Source organism: Photobacterium kishitanii (genome assembly GCF_003026355.1).
Lineage (GTDB): Bacteria > Pseudomonadota > Gammaproteobacteria > Enterobacterales > Vibrionaceae > Photobacterium > Photobacterium kishitanii.
This window is the reverse complement of record NZ_PYON01000017.1, coordinates 34,230-52,866: the sequence shown is the minus strand read 5'-3', so window position 1 is coordinate 52,866 and position 18,637 is coordinate 34,230. Positions and strand designations below refer to the sequence as shown.

16 protein-coding genes are annotated in these 18,637 nt (G+C 39.3%); 7 read left to right on the top strand and 9 right to left on the bottom strand.

The features are described 5' to 3' along the window. Positions 1 to 66: 66 nt before the first annotated feature. Positions 67 to 978, top strand: coding sequence for a hypothetical protein (locus C0W29_RS16835; protein WP_045045802.1), 912 nt, complete (start codon positions 67 to 69; stop codon positions 976 to 978). A 244-nt stretch (positions 979 to 1,222) separates the two neighbouring features. Here the strand turns inward: C0W29_RS16835 and C0W29_RS16830 are convergent, their stop codons facing one another. Continuing rightward, complete coding sequence (locus tag C0W29_RS16830) at positions 1,223 to 2,086, bottom strand: AraC family transcriptional regulator (RefSeq protein WP_045045803.1); 864 nt, start codon at positions 2,084 to 2,086, stop codon at positions 1,223 to 1,225. A gap of 547 nt (positions 2,087 to 2,633) precedes the next feature. Here C0W29_RS16830 and C0W29_RS16825 point away from each other — a divergent pair. Further along, the gene (locus C0W29_RS16825; RefSeq protein ID WP_052671731.1) at positions 2,634 to 3,062 is read left to right on the top strand and encodes a hypothetical protein; all 429 of its coding nucleotides are present in this window, start codon (positions 2,634 to 2,636) and stop codon (positions 3,060 to 3,062) included. Positions 3,063 to 3,217: 155 nt separating this feature from the next. Here the strand turns inward: C0W29_RS16825 and C0W29_RS21575 are convergent, their stop codons facing one another. The 3 genes from C0W29_RS21575 to C0W29_RS16815 all read right to left on the bottom strand — a co-directional run bounded on the left by C0W29_RS21575 (position 3,218) and on the right by C0W29_RS16815 (position 4,494). Further along, entirely contained in the window at positions 3,218 to 3,424 is a 207-nt protein-coding gene (locus C0W29_RS21575; RefSeq protein WP_045045804.1) for a hypothetical protein, read from the bottom strand. A gap of 349 nt (positions 3,425 to 3,773) precedes the next feature. After that, complete coding sequence (locus tag C0W29_RS16820) at positions 3,774 to 3,962, bottom strand: hypothetical protein (RefSeq protein ID WP_036792609.1); 189 nt, start codon at positions 3,960 to 3,962, stop codon at positions 3,774 to 3,776. A 238-nt stretch (positions 3,963 to 4,200) separates the two neighbouring features. Next, complete coding sequence (locus tag C0W29_RS16815; protein WP_036792606.1) at positions 4,201 to 4,494, bottom strand: hypothetical protein; 294 nt, start codon at positions 4,492 to 4,494, stop codon at positions 4,201 to 4,203. A gap of 446 nt (positions 4,495 to 4,940) precedes the next feature. Between C0W29_RS16815 and C0W29_RS16810 the strand changes: the two genes are divergently transcribed. Beyond that, positions 4,941 to 8,267, top strand: a complete 3,327-nt coding sequence (locus tag C0W29_RS16810) for an Ig-like domain-containing protein (RefSeq protein WP_158260032.1) — start codon at positions 4,941 to 4,943, stop codon at positions 8,265 to 8,267. A 107-nt stretch (positions 8,268 to 8,374) separates the two neighbouring features. Here C0W29_RS16810 and corA read toward each other — a convergent pair whose 3' ends face one another. Next, positions 8,375 to 9,325 carry a magnesium/cobalt transporter CorA gene (corA, locus tag C0W29_RS16805; protein ID WP_045041440.1) on the bottom strand — a complete coding sequence of 317 codons (951 nt, stop codon included), beginning with the start codon at positions 9,323 to 9,325 and terminating at the stop codon, positions 8,375 to 8,377. A 706-nt stretch (positions 9,326 to 10,031) separates the two neighbouring features. Here corA and C0W29_RS16800 point away from each other — a divergent pair. Beyond that, entirely contained in the window at positions 10,032 to 10,277 is a 246-nt protein-coding gene (locus C0W29_RS16800; RefSeq protein ID WP_036790916.1) for a hypothetical protein, read from the top strand. A gap of 112 nt (positions 10,278 to 10,389) precedes the next feature. On the opposite strand, the gene C0W29_RS16795 is transcribed toward C0W29_RS16800, so the two are convergent. Continuing rightward, entirely contained in the window at positions 10,390 to 11,277 is an 888-nt protein-coding gene (locus C0W29_RS16795) for a LysR family transcriptional regulator (protein WP_045044832.1), read from the bottom strand. 100 nt (positions 11,278 to 11,377) lie between these two features. On the opposite strand from C0W29_RS16795, the gene C0W29_RS16790 reads away from it, so the two are divergent. Beyond that, positions 11,378 to 12,190: a pirin family protein gene (locus C0W29_RS16790; protein ID WP_052671614.1), complete on the top strand. Its 813-nt coding sequence runs from the start codon at positions 11,378 to 11,380 to the stop codon at positions 12,188 to 12,190. Between the two features lie 17 nt (positions 12,191 to 12,207). Beyond that, complete coding sequence (locus tag C0W29_RS16785; RefSeq protein WP_045044830.1) at positions 12,208 to 12,798, top strand: isochorismatase family protein; 591 nt, start codon at positions 12,208 to 12,210, stop codon at positions 12,796 to 12,798. A gap of 141 nt (positions 12,799 to 12,939) precedes the next feature. Here C0W29_RS16785 and C0W29_RS16780 read toward each other — a convergent pair whose 3' ends face one another. Beyond that, on the bottom strand, positions 12,940 to 14,799 hold the full coding sequence (locus C0W29_RS16780; protein ID WP_045041436.1) for an ABC transporter ATP-binding protein: 1,860 nt from the start codon (positions 14,797 to 14,799) through the stop codon (positions 12,940 to 12,942). A gap of 263 nt (positions 14,800 to 15,062) precedes the next feature. Between C0W29_RS16780 and C0W29_RS16775 the strand changes: the two genes are divergently transcribed. Continuing rightward, on the top strand, positions 15,063 to 15,680 hold the full coding sequence (locus C0W29_RS16775; RefSeq protein WP_045041435.1) for a DUF1294 domain-containing protein: 618 nt from the start codon (positions 15,063 to 15,065) through the stop codon (positions 15,678 to 15,680). Positions 15,681 to 15,748: 68 nt separating this feature from the next. Here the strand turns inward: C0W29_RS16775 and C0W29_RS16770 are convergent, their stop codons facing one another. Next, on the bottom strand, positions 15,749 to 17,074 hold the full coding sequence (locus C0W29_RS16770) for a DUF1501 domain-containing protein (protein WP_045044829.1): 1,326 nt from the start codon (positions 17,072 to 17,074) through the stop codon (positions 15,749 to 15,751). Then, the gene (locus C0W29_RS16765; protein WP_045044828.1) at positions 17,071 to 18,582 is read right to left on the bottom strand and encodes a DUF1800 domain-containing protein; all 1,512 of its coding nucleotides are present in this window, start codon (positions 18,580 to 18,582) and stop codon (positions 17,071 to 17,073) included. Before C0W29_RS16765 ends, C0W29_RS16770 begins: the two co-directional genes overlap by 4 nt. Positions 18,583 to 18,637 lie beyond the last annotated feature (55 nt).

Below are 18,637 nucleotides of genomic sequence, written 5' to 3'. Positions count from 1 at the left end.
TTTGATTAGTGAAGATTAAAATTTTCTGAGTTGATCTAAATAGGGCAAACTTTACTTGGAGCAAAGATGAAATTAGCAAAGAATGAAAAGATAGATAATTCGCCACAGCAGGTGCTTAGTGAAGAAAAAGCGCCTACTGGGGCTGCTGAAACAACGCCAGTCATCATTTACGGCAAGCGTCGTATCAAAGATGACATGTTAGAAGAGTTTAAGATCCAGTATCAAGCGTTTTCCAAGTCTGTCTACGAGAGCAATCCAGACGTTAAGGCTATCTTTGCATTTCCAGATAAAGAAGAGCCATTAGTTTACTGGCATGTTATCTGGGTTAAGAGTGCAAATGCTTTCGCTAACGATTGGGGACGACCAATTGAGAGTGAGCCGTTATGGGCCACTTATAAAAGTACAACAGAAGATCCTGATACATTGATTGTGTATGGTGGTTGGGACAAGGATACTCTTGCTAAGACTCAGAATATTCCATGTGTACGTTACGATTTTAAGAAATGCATGGCTGGTTTTATTAAAGCTGATGGCGGGGGAGAAGAGGGCCCTGCATTATTTGGATTTACAATGCGCTATGTTAAACCGGACCAGATGAAAGAATTGGGAACTTCTTTTCAGACTGTATGTAATTTATGGTATGAAAAAATCCCAGGTATCTTGATGGCCGCTGCATTTCCTGACGAAAAGACCCCGAATTTAGTCCATGACTTAAGACTCTTTGCGAACCATAGCGCATTTTTGGCGCATGTAGATAAATCAGATAAAGAGTTAACGGAAGCGATGGGGGTTTGGTTTGAAAATTACGACACAAGCATCCCATTCTCAGGTCAGCTTTATGCCGCCAGCACGAAAGATGATGCTTTGCATACAAGCTCTATCAAGCCCAGTTCAACGCCGCGAGCCCAGCTTGAGACGTTCCATTTTGGGGAGTCTGGGATGTTGGGTCAGATGCCAAATATGACGAGAAACGACTAGTGAACAATCAACTTTAATGATTAGCAACAACGAGCTAGCTATCTTGGCTAGCTCAGATCTGCCCCCAAAGTTTATTAACGTAATTACTCAGTGGCAATGTAGTGCCACTGAAATTAGCATACTTTTGCTTATGGTTGCTACTAGCGGTTCGGTGAATGGAATATCTCAAAACTAAGTAACACATAACAAATCGGCGGTGGTTTGTTTTCATATAAGAATGCATACCACTGCTCATGACAGATTACTATTTTATCGGTAGATAGATCTCCGTTAACAACTCACATTCATCTACTTCATGAACAAAATTTAAGTAACGGAAGAAACAAGGGAAATCTCTTAAATCTTCACCGCTATCTGGCAGCCATTTTTGATACAAGTAATACACGGAGTCACCAATAGTGTTATGGCCTCCCTTATGAATAGCAATGGCACACCTGCCACTTGGTATAATTCCAGATTTTACACCATAGGCATTTGCTGGAACCTCACCTTCATGCGAGCCACAGATATCAAACTGGAACTCATCATCTGGCGTATCGTTTGGGTCAGAATGGGGGATTCCAAATGTTTCACTCGTTTTAATTGGAGATAGTCCTGTTGATTTTCTCCAATTTATAAACTTGGCTGCTGTCTCGTATATCAGTTCGGGGCTACCTTTATGTTCAATTAATGCTACTTCTTTTTTCTCTAAATCAACGAGTTGAACATCCATTACACTTTCTCCTATTATCGGTGGATGATATTCATATTTTGAGTGCCAAGAGCGCCACTCAGGCTGATTTCTAAATTGAGATGGTGATTGTCCAAATATCCTAGAAAAAGCACGAGAAAAAGCTTCTAGGCTCTCAAATTGGGCCTCAAAAGCGATATCTGTAACACTGTGCTCTGACTCAAACGCTAACCTAAAAGAAGCGCGTTTCATTCTTGCCAGCAACGCATATTGCATGGCACTGATCCCCATACACGACTTAAAGATACGGTGAAAATGGTACTTTGAACTGGCTGCAACTTCACTTAGCTGCACGAGAGAGAACTCATCATCTAGGTTTTCATCTATAAAATCGCATACTTTTTTTATCTGTCGCTCATGGCGCTTCGTAACGTGCATAATTTTTAGGTTCCCAACTAAGAAATCGTAGAAATGATACCCATAGAAAATTAGTTTCGCCTGATTGAAATTGCGGGATAGTGATCAGTATATAGTTAACATGGCGCGAATAGACATGCCTAGTTAACACATTAATTTGGAGAAAATCATCTTAGCTGAATGTGATTGTATACTCAGTTATGTACATTTCCGTGCAAATCGACCACCGTAATTAACAGTGGTCTTTCACGTTTAGGGATAATAATAAGTTATCTAAAAGTAGGACTCTAGAGGATCTAATCGAAGGCACTTTTGTCCAGTTATGAGCTAGTCACTATGGTTGACTCATGTGATTACCCAACGATTTTGTTGTACCGTCATTACCAAATTCACCGATATTATGTCATTTGTGTATTCGTTAGCCTTAGTACTGTGCGGATTAGATTGATTAAACATGACTATTTGACGGGTAAAATAAAGCGGGTTTAAATCCTAGCACTTCTAAATAGATGAAATAATTCGTTATGTATGTGAAGATAACGATTATTTATAGTGGAATATACTAATAATGACGTTTGAACAATGGGCTTTTATTGCCGATCTTTATACTCCAATTATTGTGATTGTGTGCATTATTTGTATGCTGTTGGCGGGGCGAGATCATGGGCTTAAGAATGGCTTATTACAGTTTGGGGGAGTGGTGCTATCAACTGTTTTTATTTATGCCGTTATGTTTGTAGATAATACTATAGGCATTTGGCCAGCTTTCGATTTGGATTACAGCACCCATACCGCAATAGCATTAGTTTTTATAGGGTATTTTATGGTGTATACACCCAAATTAAGTGTATTAATGATCCTCTCTATGGTGGGATATGCGACTTTAATGATGCATCAAAAATACCATACGCTAGCAGACATTATGACCACCACAATTTGTGTTATGCCGATAATATTGTTGTGTCAATATAAATTATCGGTTATCGCCAAACGTTAGCTTTTCTTGGTTATAACAACGTAATTAAGTAGCGTTAATCCTATAACAAAGCACCAAAATTGAAAGGTAGGTAATACGGGAGCAACCGATCCTATTAGTAGCCCAGAGCTTAGCGCAATAGCAACTCTTTGTTGTATTGTCATGTTGTTAATTCCTTAGTCGTTATTATTTTCTAATGATTTTGGGTTATATTTTTCATCATGACGACGAAGTTTACGCTCCTTCCACCGCCAATGAATGATGCTTAGTAATGGGAAGGCAATAACGAGAGCAATAAAACCGATTATTATTTCTTTGACTAATACGTCATTAAAACCGTTATCAGTAAATAGGACAGCACCTATAATTTTACCTATTAGCACTCCTAAAAAAGCAGGAAGACTGCGACTAACAATAAACCGAAATAGCCCTTTTTTACGCTGTTGTCGCCATGTGGATATTTCCTGATCATGATCTGATATTAATATTACCCAAAGATATAAATGTGAGTAAATTATACGCTTGAAAGCAGTTACATCTTATCTAGCGATATAAAAGTGAAACACCATTCACAAAGAACTAATGTAAAGGTAATGATTGCATGGTTGTATGTGAAATAAGTAGTGATAGTGAGTTATTGTTATTCAGTTTTTTAAACCCGCTGTGATGACAGCGAGTAGTAATCGATCCGAGATGTATGGCGAAAAACCATAATAATAGCAGGGTGTAACACTAGCCTAAGTCGGTCAAAACTTCCTTTTCATTAAAGTGAATGTTGATGACATCGTTAAAATGCTGATGTTCTGTAATGAACGGTATTTTAATATCAATAACTTCGGATGGACTCATTGCTAGCCATTGGCCATTAACGGTCACTTTCCAAATGGTATCTTCTAATTTGATATATATTTTGGGCTGCATCCTTTGCCTTATGCTATTTTTCTATGAAATAACGATTATGGGTAGTGAGTTGCCTTATGGTATCGAACATAAATTAATCTTCAATTGATATTTATAATTATTAATACCTTTATTGATAATTTTACCCGTAAGACATTATTAATGTATATGAAGATTGTAATTTTGTGTGTTTTTAATAAAAAAGCTAACAGCAATGACTGTTAGCTTTATATTTGCAGCTAGATGCTAGTGAAGGCTGTTAATCTTCAAAGTCAACAATAAGCTCATCTTCTAAGTAATCAATCACACATCCTAGTGCTGGAGCTGAAACAATATAAGACGTTATTTCACCAACTTCAGGTGTTGATTGGTGCAATACTTCCAGCACGCTATGATCTGGGTTATAAGCGACATTAAATTCTTTGGCAATGCTGCAACTGTCATTGTATTCATCAACAGACAGTTCAATTTGACCATTGTACTCACCAATATCTGTATCAAAATTATCAACCAATATTTCGATCATGGCTTCATAGTAATGTTGGTAATCCATTGATTTTACCTTCTTTTCATCTAAAAGATTTGCTATCTAATACGTTAGCGATAATGGCGCTATGTTACCCTATTTCAGACTGACAAAAAGCCTTAATCTAAAATAATCAGCTATTCATTATGGGATGGTGCTCAATGTTTAGTTCGAGTTGTCAGTGGAATGACGAAGAGGTTGATTATTAAATGCTATACAGCTAGTTACGCTTTTTAATGGGTTGTTACATCTCTTAGAGTATTTTAATTATTTGTTACACAAACCTATTGGTATATTTAATGGTAAGTATAATATTATATTATGATTAAAATAAAATCGTATTGGTAATAACATTTCATTAGTGAAAACAAAACACTGAATATAAGTCGGTTGTATGGAATGCAACTATTAAGAATTACTGAGGATGATGTATTTAGGTCTGTTGGAACGAGTGGGTATACTTAGGAAATCATGTGAAAACAATAAATAAAATAACAGCAGCTCTATTTAGCGCGATGATCAGTGGCAGCGTATATGCCTCTGATACTAAAGTCGTTTCTTTTATCCCAGGAGAAACAATAGTTCAGAATGGAGACATGGTTTCCTATAATGGTGAATGCTTCATTGCCAAAAACAACCCAGGCGTATGGGAGTCTCCAAATGCAAATTCATGGTTTTGGGATGTGGCTGAATGTTCTGGTGAGCCAGAGCCAGAGCCAGAGCCAGAGCCAGAGCCAGAGCCAGAGCCAGATTTAGGCGCTATTATTCCGTTTATTCCCGGCAAAACTCAGGCTAATAATGGCGATGTTGTATCATATGACGGCCAATGCTTTATTGCTCAAAATAACCCTGGTATCTGGGAAACGCCAAGTGCGGATTCATGGTTCTGGAGTTTAACTGAGTGTTCTGGTGAGCCTGAACCTGAGGTGGCGGAGTTAGTTATTCTCTCTCCTATAACGGGTCAGTTGCTAAATGCTAATGAAGCGATTGCTATTAAAGCGCGTATTGATGGTGAGTTAGCATCTAAAGTAGAGTTTTGGGTTAATGACATCAAATTAGCTGAAAAAGCTATTGATCAAAGTAATACGCTTTACTCGCAAACTTGGATGCCAACTGAAGCTGGTAGTGCAGCGATTAAGGTATTTGTATTTGATAAAAATAACCAGAAAATCGAGCAAAAATCTGTCTCAGTGACGGTAGAAGCTGAAGCTAATGATGATTTTACCGCGCCAATGGTGACATTTATTACCCCAGCTAATGGGGCTACCGTTAATGAAGCAGAGTCTGTCTCTATTTCAATTAATGCATCTGATGCAGATAATGATTTAACTAAACTGGTTGTTAACGCTAATAACCAACAAATTTGTACATTTGATGCAACAACAGTCGATGTATTTACATGTGACTGGCAACCGACTAAAACGGGTAGCGTAACATTAAGTGCTATCGCAACTGATGCGCAAAATCTTTCTTCTACAGCTAGTTTAAATATCACCATTAAAGAAGAAACTGTTGAGCCACCGGTAACACCGCCTGTTGGTGGTTTGTGTGAAGAGTTTAATGTTTACCCAGACTGGACGCGTGATGGTCATGCTGGTGGTGGTGACATTATGGTTCATAAAAACATTGCTTATTCTGCTGCTTACTGGACGCAAAGTGTTCCTGGTAGTGATGCTTCATGGGCGTTGCACTTAAATTGTGATGGTTCAGAACCGGGCACTGCGCCAGTGCTTTCGTTACCAAATCCAATGGATCCTGTTCGTCTAGAAGTTGCAGGTTGGCCGAATACGTTTGTTGTTGCTAGTCCATCTTCAGCAGCACCGATAACATTAACCATTGCAACAAGCAACAGCGTTGACTTAGCGGATATTGATAAGTTAACGATAGCATTTGTTTCAGTTATTGAGCAGGCAAACCAAGCAGGTACAGCATCTATTATTATCAGTAGTGATGTGCTTGATAACGCCACCCAAGATAAAGGCTTATCACTAGGTACGATTGCTGTTCAACAAGCGTTAACTAATGCAGTTGATATCACGGGTAGCAAAATTGATATTACGGCTATTAATGCGCTAAGCAATGATGTCAAAGGATGGACGCAAGCACACAACTTGATCGTATCAACTGTTGCACCACAAGCAACCTTTGGCTGGTCGCTATCGATTGGCGAATTTGCTTTTGATACTCATTCTGGCCGTCAGTCTGTTTGGGATAAAGCGTCAAACTACAGTGCCGAGCTACTGAAAAACTTTGATCTTTACAAGGCTGATAGTGCTACAAAAGCTGATTTTATTACGTTCACAAAATCGAGCACCACAGCGGCATTATCTGCTGAACAATGGCACAACGCGCTAGAATATGTAAAACAAGTTACTGACTACGTGAAGACCCCGGCGATGTTGGCAAATATTCCAACAGCACAAGCGGCAAATTACTTTATGGGTAATACCTCTCGTGAGCAACAAATTCGTAAAGCTGCGTACAGCAACGTATTTGCAATCTTGTTTGACGACAATAACGCGAATTTAACCAGTAAAATTGAAGCTTACCAAGACGCAAAAGTGCCGCTGTACTATGTTGGAGAAGAGCTAGAGAAAGGTTCACTAACACGCATTGAGGCATTAAACCAACAGTTGACCAATGCCGCGGATGTAATGGATAACGAAGCATTCCTTTACGAAACGCCACAGTCACAATGGATCCCATCTACTGTTTATAAGTGGAATGACTTCCTTGATGGTCTTAATGCGATGCATAACATTGGTGTTGCAGGTAATAAGTTCTGGTTATTGAATGACAACGTGGATGATGCCACTAACATTATTTATGCCAAAGTCGCTATTGCCGCTTTCTTAGCGCAAAGTATGCAAGAGACTATCCGTTATAACGCCTGTGATGAAAACAACTGGTCGGAAGTGAAATACGGTGCGCCAGCAGATTACCCAATGTCAGCGAGTTGTGGCCAGTTAGGTCAGAAATATGCAGATTACGGTGTTAACCCAAGCTCAGGTTTAGATTATGCGTACTCTTGTCCTCGTGATAACAAAATGGAAGTCAGCGCTTTAACACATGCGTCATGGTACGGTGCACCAGCACCAGTGTTTGCAGCACCCGATGCAGTGTTAGAAGAGCGCGGTTTACTTGTTAACGGCAGCGTAGGTCGTTGGACGAATAGCGGCCACTGTAACGTTGTACCCGATAAAGTCGATACCTCTAAGCAAGTGTGGGAACGCGACGAATGTAAAACGTATGTTGGTCAGAAAGCCGGTACGTTCCTTTGGGATGGTAGCAGCCAAGAAAGTGTTGAAGGTTGTGGCTGGTGGGGCCGTGGTGTTATTCAAACCACAGGTCGTCAGAACTTCGGTACCCTTAACCATTACTTAGGCCGTTCACATGTTGACCCTGCGACTATAGGTCAAACTATTGATGGCGTCACTGTTGAAGCACCACCGACGAATCCGTTATATGCTGATCTTGATTTCTGTTCAAACCCAGGCTTGATTTGTAGCTCTGAAGAGAACAAAGAAATTAAGTGGATTGCAGGTTTATTCTATTGGGTAACCTCGGTACAAGCTTATTCAAATGATGGTGGCCCATATGAAGGTTGGAACTACTATAACGAACTGAAAAAATATGTTGATAGTGGCCTGAAAGGCACTGAATTTATTGATGATGTTTCTGGTATTGTAAACCGTGGTTGTCCGGACTCGACTTGTTCGACAGGGGATGTACATAACGTTAAAGAGCGTCAAGATAACTTTAAGTTAGTGTTAAAGAAACTTGGTCTTAATCCACAATAATGGGTAAAGAATAACGTTTATTTTTACTAACATCAGTCATTGAAAATTGGCTCTGAATAACAAAGCCCCCTATTTTTAAAGTAGGGGGCTTTTTTGTAAATAATAGTTTATAACCAACCTTTACGTTTGAAATAAAGATAAGGTGCAAAACCAGCCAAGACCATTAACCCTAGCGCATATGGATAGCCGAGCTCCCAATGAAGTTCTGGCATAAACTTAAAGTTCATTCCGTAGCTAGATGCAACTAATGTTGGCGGCAGGAAGACGACCGACACAACCGAGAATATTTTAATAATTCGGTTTTGCTCTATATTTATAAAGCCCATTGCTGCATCCATCAGGAAGTTAACCTTTTGGAATAAAGATTCATTGTGCGGTAACAAAGAATCAATATCGCGCAAGACTTCACGCGCTTGTTCTAATTCACTTTCTGGTAAACGGGCTTTTCGCACCAAAAAGCTTAATGCGCGCTGAGTATCCATTAGACATAAGCGGATTTTCCAACCGGCATCTTCTTGTTCAGCTAGGTTCGATAAGGCTTTATCAAAATGTTCACCGGGTTTTCCGCCTAAAATAACCTTACCAATTGACTCTAATTCGCTGTAAATATCTTCAATTACATCAGCAAGTTGCTCTATTTTTGTTTCAAACAGATCTAATAGTAATTCATACGCATTACCTTGCTGTAACCGCTGAGTACGAGCACGCATTCGATAAAGACGAAATGCAGGTAATTCACGCTCTCGTAAAGTAAATAAGCGACCATTACGAATGGTAAAAGCCACCGTCGCGTTGCTTACATAATTTTCCATATCTTCGTAGTAGAAGAATGAGTGAATGTGTAAGCCATCTTCATCTTCAAAAAAACGCGCACTGGCTTCAATGTCTTCTAGCTCAGGTCGGGTCGCAAGGCCTTGTCCTAGATCTTTTTGAACGCGTTCTCGCTCTTCTTCATTGGGCTCGATGAGGTCAACCCATAGTGCTGATGAGATGGGATCTTGGGCTTCTAAATCCAAACGTTGTAAACGGAAGTCGTTTAATGTAAATGCGTTCAGCATGTCTTATATCTCCACTAGTGGCGACGATATAAAGAACACTTTAAAACACGATTTGAAGCTGATAAATACAGCGTCTACCAATGCAAAACTGGCATAATAAGATTTAAGCAAAAGCAACGAACATTAGGGATAGTGCATGCTGACAGTTAAACATTGTCAACTCACACGCAAAAGCAGGGGAGGACAGATTAACGGGGAAAAATCTCATTCCAGTATCGACTGGGTGTGTTCAAAGCGGTGTCCTCTCAAATAATGGTGTGCGCATGTTACGTCTGACAGGAAAGTGGTTCAAGTTACGCTATTGCAACATTAGATTTTCCTTTAGACGTATTAAGTCAAAGACTTATTCATGCCCCATTAAGGTTTATTAACATCAGTTTAATCACCTTTTGAACTAATTATAATGAGAAATTGTTATTTTGCGTAATTAATGTGGTGCTAGATAGCATGTTTTTATTCTTATCTGTCAAAGTGTGGCTATTCGACATGTCAAATGGGCATTAACTTTAACACTAGGGAAGCCGATTTCCAATTTCCTTGTAGGTTAATAGTCGTGACGATAAGGGTAATATTGATTGTTCATCATATTGTTTAATTTAACGTTGTATTGAAGATAGTTCTACACTCATAGTCTAGGCGATATCTTTGCGTTTATGTCCATGGAGTACAGCAAACTCGGCATTCACGTTAAAATTCAGGAGTCAATATGTCATATATCAGGATTAATCGTTTACCGACAGATCGAGATGTAGAGAAGGCTTTCGGTTTAGAAATACATTCATTTACTGAGGCATTCAATATGTATTCTGTAGCCCCTTTTGTCGCGGAGGTGGGGTTCAAGAGTAGTTATGATGACAATGGCCAATTATGGGAAAGGTACCATTTAGGCGGATGGGCATTGAACAAAGATGCAGCGGCAGATTGGTTCACTTTTGTTGATGAGTATAAATAATTGCAGTTGTTTACCCTGAAACTTTAAGACTCGGCACCACGATAAGCGGTGTCGATTTTCTAATTTTGGGTTAGGTATACAGGGTATAACTTAAAGATTAAATAAGATGAATTTACAAATCTTGAAAAGTATCCATAACATGATTGATAAATAAACGTGTACTTTGAGGAATTAGTCGATGAGATGGGTACACCATATACATATTTCCTGATTCATTCGTATATTTAGATAAAATAGGTAATAGCTCCCCACGGTTAATATATTGTTCAACAAGCCCTTCAGGTAATCGAGCAATCCCTCTTCCCTCACGTACGGCATTAATGTGCAAATGAGTATTGTCCACAGCAAAACGTCCTTGAACAGGGAACTCTTTTAATCCGTTTTCATAAGCGAAGGTCCAATATTGCTTCCCTTCAGATTGTTGCCACAAAATACAATTATGTTCGATCAAGTCGCTTGGTGAATTTGGTATACCATACTGCTTAAGATAGCTGGCACTGGCACAATAAATTATTTGTTTGCGAAGTATTTTTCTTGCAACGACCGTTGGGGTGGAAAGCTCTCCAGAACGGAAAGCAATATCAACATTGTGATCAATCATGTCTAACAAATTATCATTAACGATAAGTTCAATATTCACTTCTGGATAAGTATCAAGAAAATCATTAATGATGGACTGTAAGTAATACATGGAAAAATCAAAAGGCGCCGTAATTCGAATCAATCCATGAGGTACTTGTTGATTCTGTTGTACTAATTGATTTGTTTCTTCCATAGCATGTAAAAAAGGGGACATTTGTTGGTAGTAAATCTCACCTAAATTAGTCAAAGATAATTTACGAGTACTTCTATTTAATAATCGTACCCCTAAGGCTTTTTCTAATTGCTGAACTTTGCGGCTGACAGTGGTTGATGGCATACCTAATTTTTTACCAGCACCTACAAAACTGTCCATCTCAACAACACACACAAAGACTTTAATCTCATTTAAATCAATCATTCAATCAGTACAAATATGGGATAAATAAACTCAATTATACCATCTAATCAATCAATCGATTTAAATATAAACTGACTCCATCAAACAAAAGGAGTCTATCGTGATTAAATCAAACTACACTGGTCTTCGCCATGGGCCGATAAATAGCTTCATTCGACAAGATAACTTATTACAATTAAATCCTTTTGTGATGTGGGATCATTTTCAATTGAATTCGACACAAACTGAAGCTGGGTTCGACTTTCATGGACATTCAGGTATCGCTGCCGTCACTTACGTTATTGATGCCGATCTGACTCATGAAGACTCAAAAGGTAACGTTGTAAAATTGCCTCGTGGCAGTGTCCAACTTTTGGTCGCTGGTGCAGGCGCACTGCATAAAGAAACATTGACCTCAGAAGACGGAAATTTTGAAGCATTTCAACTTTGGACTGCGTTGCCAAAGAACATTGAAATGAGTGAGGCGTATTATCAAGGTGTATCTGTTGAAGATCTTCCTATTATTAAACAACAGAATACATCCACAAAAATATTAGTGGGTGAATACGCGGGCATAAAAAGCCCAATTAAACATGTTATAGACATGAACTATTTTCATATCACTATGGCAACCACGAAAGCACATTGGCGCTATTCAGCTTCACAAGATCAAAATTCGCGCTTTATTTATGTTCTACAAGGCAATATATCGATTTCTGGAGAACCATTAACAACGCAGCAATTGGTATTGATTGATAACGTATCGGAATTAGAAATAACAGCAGACAGTGATGACAGCCAATTTCTTTTTATCTCGGCGACGTCATTAGCACAGTCCATTTTACCAACAGGGCCTTCAGTCCATAGCAGTTATGAAAATAGTAAAATTGGACATCAAAATATTCAGCAACTTTTTCAAAAAATGATGAAATAACATTTAGGAGTTCCACCATGAAAAACACATTATTCACACCAGAAAACAGTGCAATGCTATTAATCGATCATCAAGTAGGCACCATGGGATGGGTTCACTCGGCTGATTTAGATCAAATAAAACGAAATACACTTGCTTTGGCGCGTGCGGCAAAAGAGACGGGTATGCCTTTAATTTTAACCTCTAGCCAAGAGAACAACGTACAAGGATTGTTATTTGATGAATTACAAAAAGCTGTACCTGAAGCTTATGCATTACGCATTCAGAGAGCAGGCATTGTGGATGCAATGAAAGATCCGAATTTTGCTAAAGCGGTTTCTGCAACAGGGCGGAAGAACTTAATCATTGCGGGTATAACAACTGACGTATGTGTAGTTTATCCAGCACTTACGTCTGTTCAAGAAGGTTATCAAGTACAAGTTGTTGTTGATGGTTCAGGATCGCCAACCACATTAGCTGATGAAACTGCGTTACGTCGAATGGAATCAAATGGTGTCACACTGACATCAACTAATCAGTTAATTGCAGAATTAGCGCAAGATTGGACAACAGAAAATGGTCAAAAATTGATGACAGTATTATTTGAAGAAGTGTTATCAAAACAATAAGTTCAACCGCACTCATTGATCGTGAAATAGAACCAAGGATTAATTATATGCAGCCCCTAGTTATAATAAAGAGGGGCTGGATCTTTTTAGATCTTACAGAAACATTAAATGTGACGTTATTTTATCGGTATTTCATCTATGTTAGCTGTAAGTTTCCGCTTCAAATTGAGCATTTTCTTCTCCAATAAAACCACCCGTTTGATGTGCCCATAATTGCGCGTAAATACCTTTTTGTTTTAGCAATTCAGCATGGGAGCCTTGCTCAATAATTTGGCCTTTATCTATGATAATTAACCGATCCATTGCGGCAATGGTGGATAAACGGTGCGCGATTGCAATCACGGTTTTACCTTGCATTAATTCATTGAGACTTTCTTGAATTGCTGCTTCAACTTCAGAATCTAAGGCTGAGGTAGCTTCATCTAAAATTAAAATCGGTGCGTTTTTCAGTAATACCCGTGAAATTGCAATTCGTTGTCGTTGGCCGCCTGAAAGCTTAACCCCTCGTTCACCGACTTGTGCATCGTAGCCAACATTACCAAAAGAGTCGGTAAGGGTTTCAATAAACTCATGTGCTTGCGCTTGGCGAGTGGCTACTAATAAGGTTTCTTCATCAGCATCTGGTTTACCATAGACGATGTTTTCACGAATAGAACGGTGTAATAATGAGGTATCTTGCGTCACCATACCAATATTACGGCGAAGTGAGTTTTGAGTGACCGCAGTAATGTCTTGGCCATCAATACGTATATGCCCACCTTCAACATCATGAAAGCGTAATAATAGGTTAACTAACGTTGATTTTCCTGCCCCTGAACGGCCAACTAAGCCGACTTTTTCACCCGGTTTAATATTGAGGTTAAGATGACTGATAACACCTTTGTTCTCGCCATAATGGAAACTGACGTCATCAAACTCTATGCCGCCTTGCGTAACCTCTAATGGTTTGGCATCTGCTTCATCTTCAATCGCAATTGGCTTAGATAACGTTTTCATACCATCAACAACTGTACCTATATTTTCAAATAACGATCCGACTTCCCACATGATCCACATTGACATGCCATTGATACGTAACGCAAGGCTGATGGCAATAGCGATAGCGCCGACTGGAACCTCATTGTGCATCCATAAATAAATTGAGATCGCAGAAATTGCAAATAGCAGCGTATAGTTAGTGAGTTGAACACAGAAATTAAATCCAGTCACTAAGCGCATTTGTTTATGAACGGTGCTTAAAAAGCCTTGCATGCCTTTTTCGGCATATTCAGTTTCACGTTGGTCATGCGAAAATAATTTAACGGTTGAAATATTAGTATAGCTATCAACAATTGAACCCGTCATGGTTGAGCGTGCATCTGCTTGCTCTGCCGCAATGTGTTTAAGTTTGGGAACAAAATAGAGTTGAATACCCACGTAAGCGGCTAGCCAAAACAGCATCGGTAACATTAGTAGCCAATCAGCTTGGGCTAAAATGACCAGTGATGAGGTGAAATAGACCGCGACATAAACAAATACATCGGCTGTTTTCATTACCGTTTCGCGTACAGCCAGTGATGTTTGCATCACTTTAGTGGCGATACGACCTGCAAAATCATCCTGATAAAATGACACACTTTGTTTAAGTAAATAACGGTGTGCTAACCAGCGAATCGACATCGGGTAATTCCCCAACAATGATTGGTGGCTAATTAACGATGAAATTAAGACTAGCGTGGGCATTAACACTAAAATGACCAAGCCTAACCAAAATAAGCTAGTGCCATTTTGCGCAAGAAAAGTATGGGGATCACTTTCAGTAAGCCAATCGACAAGTTTTCCCATAAATCCGAATAATACGACTTCGAGAATAGCGACTGTGGCACTGAGGATAGCCATAATAATTAAAGGCTTTTCAAATCCTCGGCTATAGTAGCGACAAAAAGCAATAATACCTTGTGGTGGCTGCTCAGGATCTTGTTTAGGGAATGCCTCTGTGAAGTTTTCAAAGCGTTTAAACATGGGTAACCTAATTGGTGAACGAGCGCAATAAGCAAATTAACTGAAATATATATGTGCCGTGTGGTTTTAATAGTAATGATTCAGCGATAAGAGTGTTTGGGTGCATATCCATTGTATGCATTTCTTTAATCATGCTCAATAATTGTGATATTTTTAATAATAAAAGTATTAACTTGATGCAAAAAAAACAATTTATCACGTTATCTACATTTTGATAATCAAAAGTATTCAATCTGTTCACAGTGTAAAACGATAGGTAAAAAATGAAGAATAAAGGCACTATTGTGCAATGGAGTCACCAAAAAGGGTTTGGTTTTATACGACCTCAGGGTGGTGGCGATAATGTGTTTTTTCATATTAGTGCTTTAGTCGACCGCCAAAGTCGACCGCGAATAAATGAAAGCGTTTATTATGAGCTCGGTGGTGATAAAGAAGGTAAAAAGTCAGCTAAATCTGTCATTTTTGTTAAATCACATTCAATAATGGATAAATACACCGCGCCAATGAGTAAAGCCCAAGGGTTCAGTGTCCTATTTTTGGGATTAGTCGCTGGGTGGGTGTGGTTAGCTCGATGTCCATATTGGGTATTAATTGGCTATATTAGTCTTAGTATTGTCACTTTTGCTGTTTATGCGCATGATAAGCGCGCTGCTCAAAAAGAAGCATGGCGCACGAAAGAAGCAAGTTTACATTTATTGGCATTAGTTGGTGGTTGGCCTGGTGCTTTGTGGGCACAAAAGATATTACGTCATAAATCTCAGAAACAACCGTTTAAAGCGATTTTATGGCTAACGATTGTGATTAATATCAGCGTTTTTATGATGATATTTACACCGTTTAATTACTATTGGGTGCAGGGTATTATTACTGCTATTAGATGATTATTCTGATGTCATTTATCTGTAAACATCCACAGGAGAAGCAATGTGCTTCTCCTGTGTCTTTTAGGTTAAATGAAAGGTATATATGGCGCATTAAATTGGGCTAAGTTTGGGAATAAAGTTAATACTTGTTGGTCATTAAGCCCAAACCAACGACATAACGAGGCATTAACTTGATCGGCAGCCATGCTTGGAATAATGCGCCCGTGATTAAAGTCGTCTTCACTGCCAGCGGTTAAGTCAGGCCATAAACCATAGGCTTGTCCGCCTTGTAACGCGCCACCCATCACTAATTGATGTCCACCCCAGCCATGATCGGTGCCTGATTCATTGGCTTGAATACGACGACCAAAATCAGACATAGTGATTGTCGTGACTTGTTGATGTACATCTTGTGCATGCATATCAGCATTGAAAGCCACTAAGGCATCACTGATCTCTGTATATAATTCATCATGTTGTAATTTCTGATTAACGTGAGTATCAAAACCGCCAATGCCAACAAAAAATACTTGGCGTTGATGAGCCAGCGTTTGGCGGGCATTAATCAGTCGAGCTACCATTTCTAATTGCCCTCCGAGATCTGTTGTGGGATAAACAGCTGTTGGTGGGTGAGTTGCCAATACTTGTTTGAGAGCTTCATTATCACTCACACTTTGTTGCATAACTTTCGAGAAATGGCGACTATAAATATTGTCGTAGTTACGTACAGTAAAATGCGCAAAATATTGGTCAATTTTGGTGTTGTCATCCCATTCAGCGTATTTACCTGCTCCTTGAGCACTAACAACCGTTTGACCTAATGTTTGGCTGCGTAATAAACGCTTATCGCTGTTAAGGGCAATCAATGGTGAGAGATCACTGCTGCTAGTAAACATATCCATCATACGGCCAGCCCAACCTAATGGGTTGTTATACTCGCTGGCACCGGTTTGCCACATGTTTTGCTGCATGTTGTGCGCCATTAAAAATTGCGGCACTTCAACCTGATTAGTTGCAATTGCAGAAGCTGTCGTTGGCGCTAATAATTGGCCACTGTTGATCAGAGCTGTTGCTTCACCACGAGCAAATAAAGGGGCAAGTGTTGCCATTTTATGATGAATGCCTAGCGGGACTTGATTATCGGTTGCAACGGCTAATGGCGTTATTTCTGTATCTTTTAAGCATAGTTTTGGACGTGCGGCATGGTAGGCAGCATATGATGTGCTATCTGTGGTTGGTACAATCATATTGTAAGCATCGTTACCGCCATATAAAAATAAAATTACTAACGCTTTATGATTATTAGGTTGTAGATTTTTGTCTGTTAACGCCAGAGCAGGAGCTGAAAGTGTAGTTGCAGATAATGCGGCCGTTGATTGTAAAAAACGGCGGCGAGATAATTTAAGTGTCATGCTACAAACTCCTGACAAAAGAACTCTGGTGAAGTAAATGCAGTATATAAGGCGGTTTCAATTCGGCGGATTCGTGCTTTAACAGGGATCTGATTCGTCAACAGATCCATTAATTGTGTCCGCAGTGAATCTGAGATCAAACCAGCAAAGAGGCGGTTATTTATTAATTCAATAAAAGCGATTGGATCATGCTGTACTGCCATAAAAGGATTAATGTCGTAATACCATTGCTGTGGCTTAGTTGCTTTATAGCCATTAATCACGGCGCAAATGCGGTTATGGATACTTAGCATTTGATGACTGGTTAATAAGCTAAATTCAGGCGCAGTAAGATCATTTGCGGCAATTTCACCTTGAGGTGCAAAATCAGGAAGGTAGAAGTTAAATACGGTTTCTGCCTGCAATGGCCCTTGCCCAAAGTAACGAACATTATTCTTAACGTCCCAATAATCACCTAATGACGTAACGCCGAGTGCACGAGCTTGGTTAGCAGCCATTAGGATAGGCTCTTTTAATAAGCCATGATGGCTGTAGCGACTTGCTTGTCCTTTAAGTACTGCATTATCAGTTAAAATAGCCCATAACACTGCTTTAAAGTCGCCACGAACGCCGTTACCGTTATCAATAAAGGCTTGTGCAACACGGTATAAGTATTGCTGACTTGGGTTACTGGTCACTAAGCGTTTAATTAATAAGTTAGCGATGAAAAAAGGCGTATTTTGATGGTTAAAGAGCACGTCTAATGCTTGATCTAGATCTTGCTCAGTATTTTGACCTGCTGCAAAATGATGACCCAAAATTACTTTTGCATCTATATCATGATTACGCTCTCGTGGTGTCATTGGTTGTTCATTATGGCCACTTTGCCAGCCTGTAAGAGCACGAGCTAATTCCTGAACGTCAATTTGGTTATATGACGGAATATTATTGCCATTATGATCGACTAGCGGCTGACCATTATCATCTAATTGCCATAAACCAATAGTGAATAATTGCATTAGCTCACGCGCATAGTTCTCATCGGGAAATGTATTATTTTTAGGATTAGCTTTAGTACTACGACGCAGTGTTAAATAACGTCCCATGGCTGCATTTATCGTCACGGCTTTAAGTAAGTCACGGAAATTACCAAAACTATGCTTAACTAATAAATCATAATAGGCCGCAAGTTCTTCATGGCGATTACCAATACCAACACTTGATACCACTAGAATTTGGCTGAGTGCATAAGCCATACGCTGTCGAAGTTGGTCCTCGGCTGTTAGTGCATATTGCCACCATACACCAAGGCGTAAATTGGTGTTGGCTTCTTTATTTGATAACTGCACTGCATGACGTAATTGAGGTAGATGATAAGATGCAGGAGCATTGTATTGAGTCTCAAACCATTGGCTAATGTCTTGATCGAATAATACATTAAGATCATTGTCTTGTGGGCCAAATGTGGCTCGATATAAAAGCGCAGCGGCTTGGTGTTGATGGGTTAACCTTAATGATGGATGTGGCATAAAATATCCTTATTAACGATGCTGAATACACCGATACTTCAATAGGTTTATTTTA

What these genes read in the sequence shown, in the direction of transcription:
- C0W29_RS16835 (WP_045045802.1), top strand. Translation starts at nt 67, where the DNA reads ATGAAATTAGCAAAGAATGAAAAGATAGATAATTCGCCACAGCAGGTG.
- C0W29_RS16830 (WP_045045803.1), bottom strand. Translation starts at nt 2,086, where the DNA reads ATGCACGTTACGAAGCGCCATGAGCGACAGATAAAAAAAGTATGCGAT.
- C0W29_RS16825 (WP_052671731.1), top strand. Translation starts at nt 2,634, where the DNA reads ATGACGTTTGAACAATGGGCTTTTATTGCCGATCTTTATACTCCAATT.
- C0W29_RS16820 (WP_036792609.1), bottom strand. Translation starts at nt 3,962, where the DNA reads ATGCAGCCCAAAATATATATCAAATTAGAAGATACCATTTGGAAAGTG.
- C0W29_RS16815 (WP_036792606.1), bottom strand. Translation starts at nt 4,494, where the DNA reads ATGGATTACCAACATTACTATGAAGCCATGATCGAAATATTGGTTGAT.
- corA (WP_045041440.1), bottom strand. Translation starts at nt 9,325, where the DNA reads ATGCTGAACGCATTTACATTAAACGACTTCCGTTTACAACGTTTGGAT.
- C0W29_RS16800 (WP_036790916.1), top strand. Translation starts at nt 10,032, where the DNA reads ATGTCATATATCAGGATTAATCGTTTACCGACAGATCGAGATGTAGAG.
- C0W29_RS16795 (WP_045044832.1), bottom strand. Translation starts at nt 11,277, where the DNA reads ATGATTGATTTAAATGAGATTAAAGTCTTTGTGTGTGTTGTTGAGATG.
- C0W29_RS16785 (WP_045044830.1), top strand. Translation starts at nt 12,208, where the DNA reads ATGAAAAACACATTATTCACACCAGAAAACAGTGCAATGCTATTAATC.
- C0W29_RS16780 (WP_045041436.1), bottom strand. Translation starts at nt 14,799, where the DNA reads ATGTTTAAACGCTTTGAAAACTTCACAGAGGCATTCCCTAAACAAGAT.
- C0W29_RS16775 (WP_045041435.1), top strand. Translation starts at nt 15,063, where the DNA reads ATGAAGAATAAAGGCACTATTGTGCAATGGAGTCACCAAAAAGGGTTT.
- C0W29_RS16770 (WP_045044829.1), bottom strand. Translation starts at nt 17,074, where the DNA reads ATGACACTTAAATTATCTCGCCGCCGTTTTTTACAATCAACGGCCGCA.
- C0W29_RS16765 (WP_045044828.1), bottom strand. Translation starts at nt 18,582, where the DNA reads ATGCCACATCCATCATTAAGGTTAACCCATCAACACCAAGCCGCTGCG.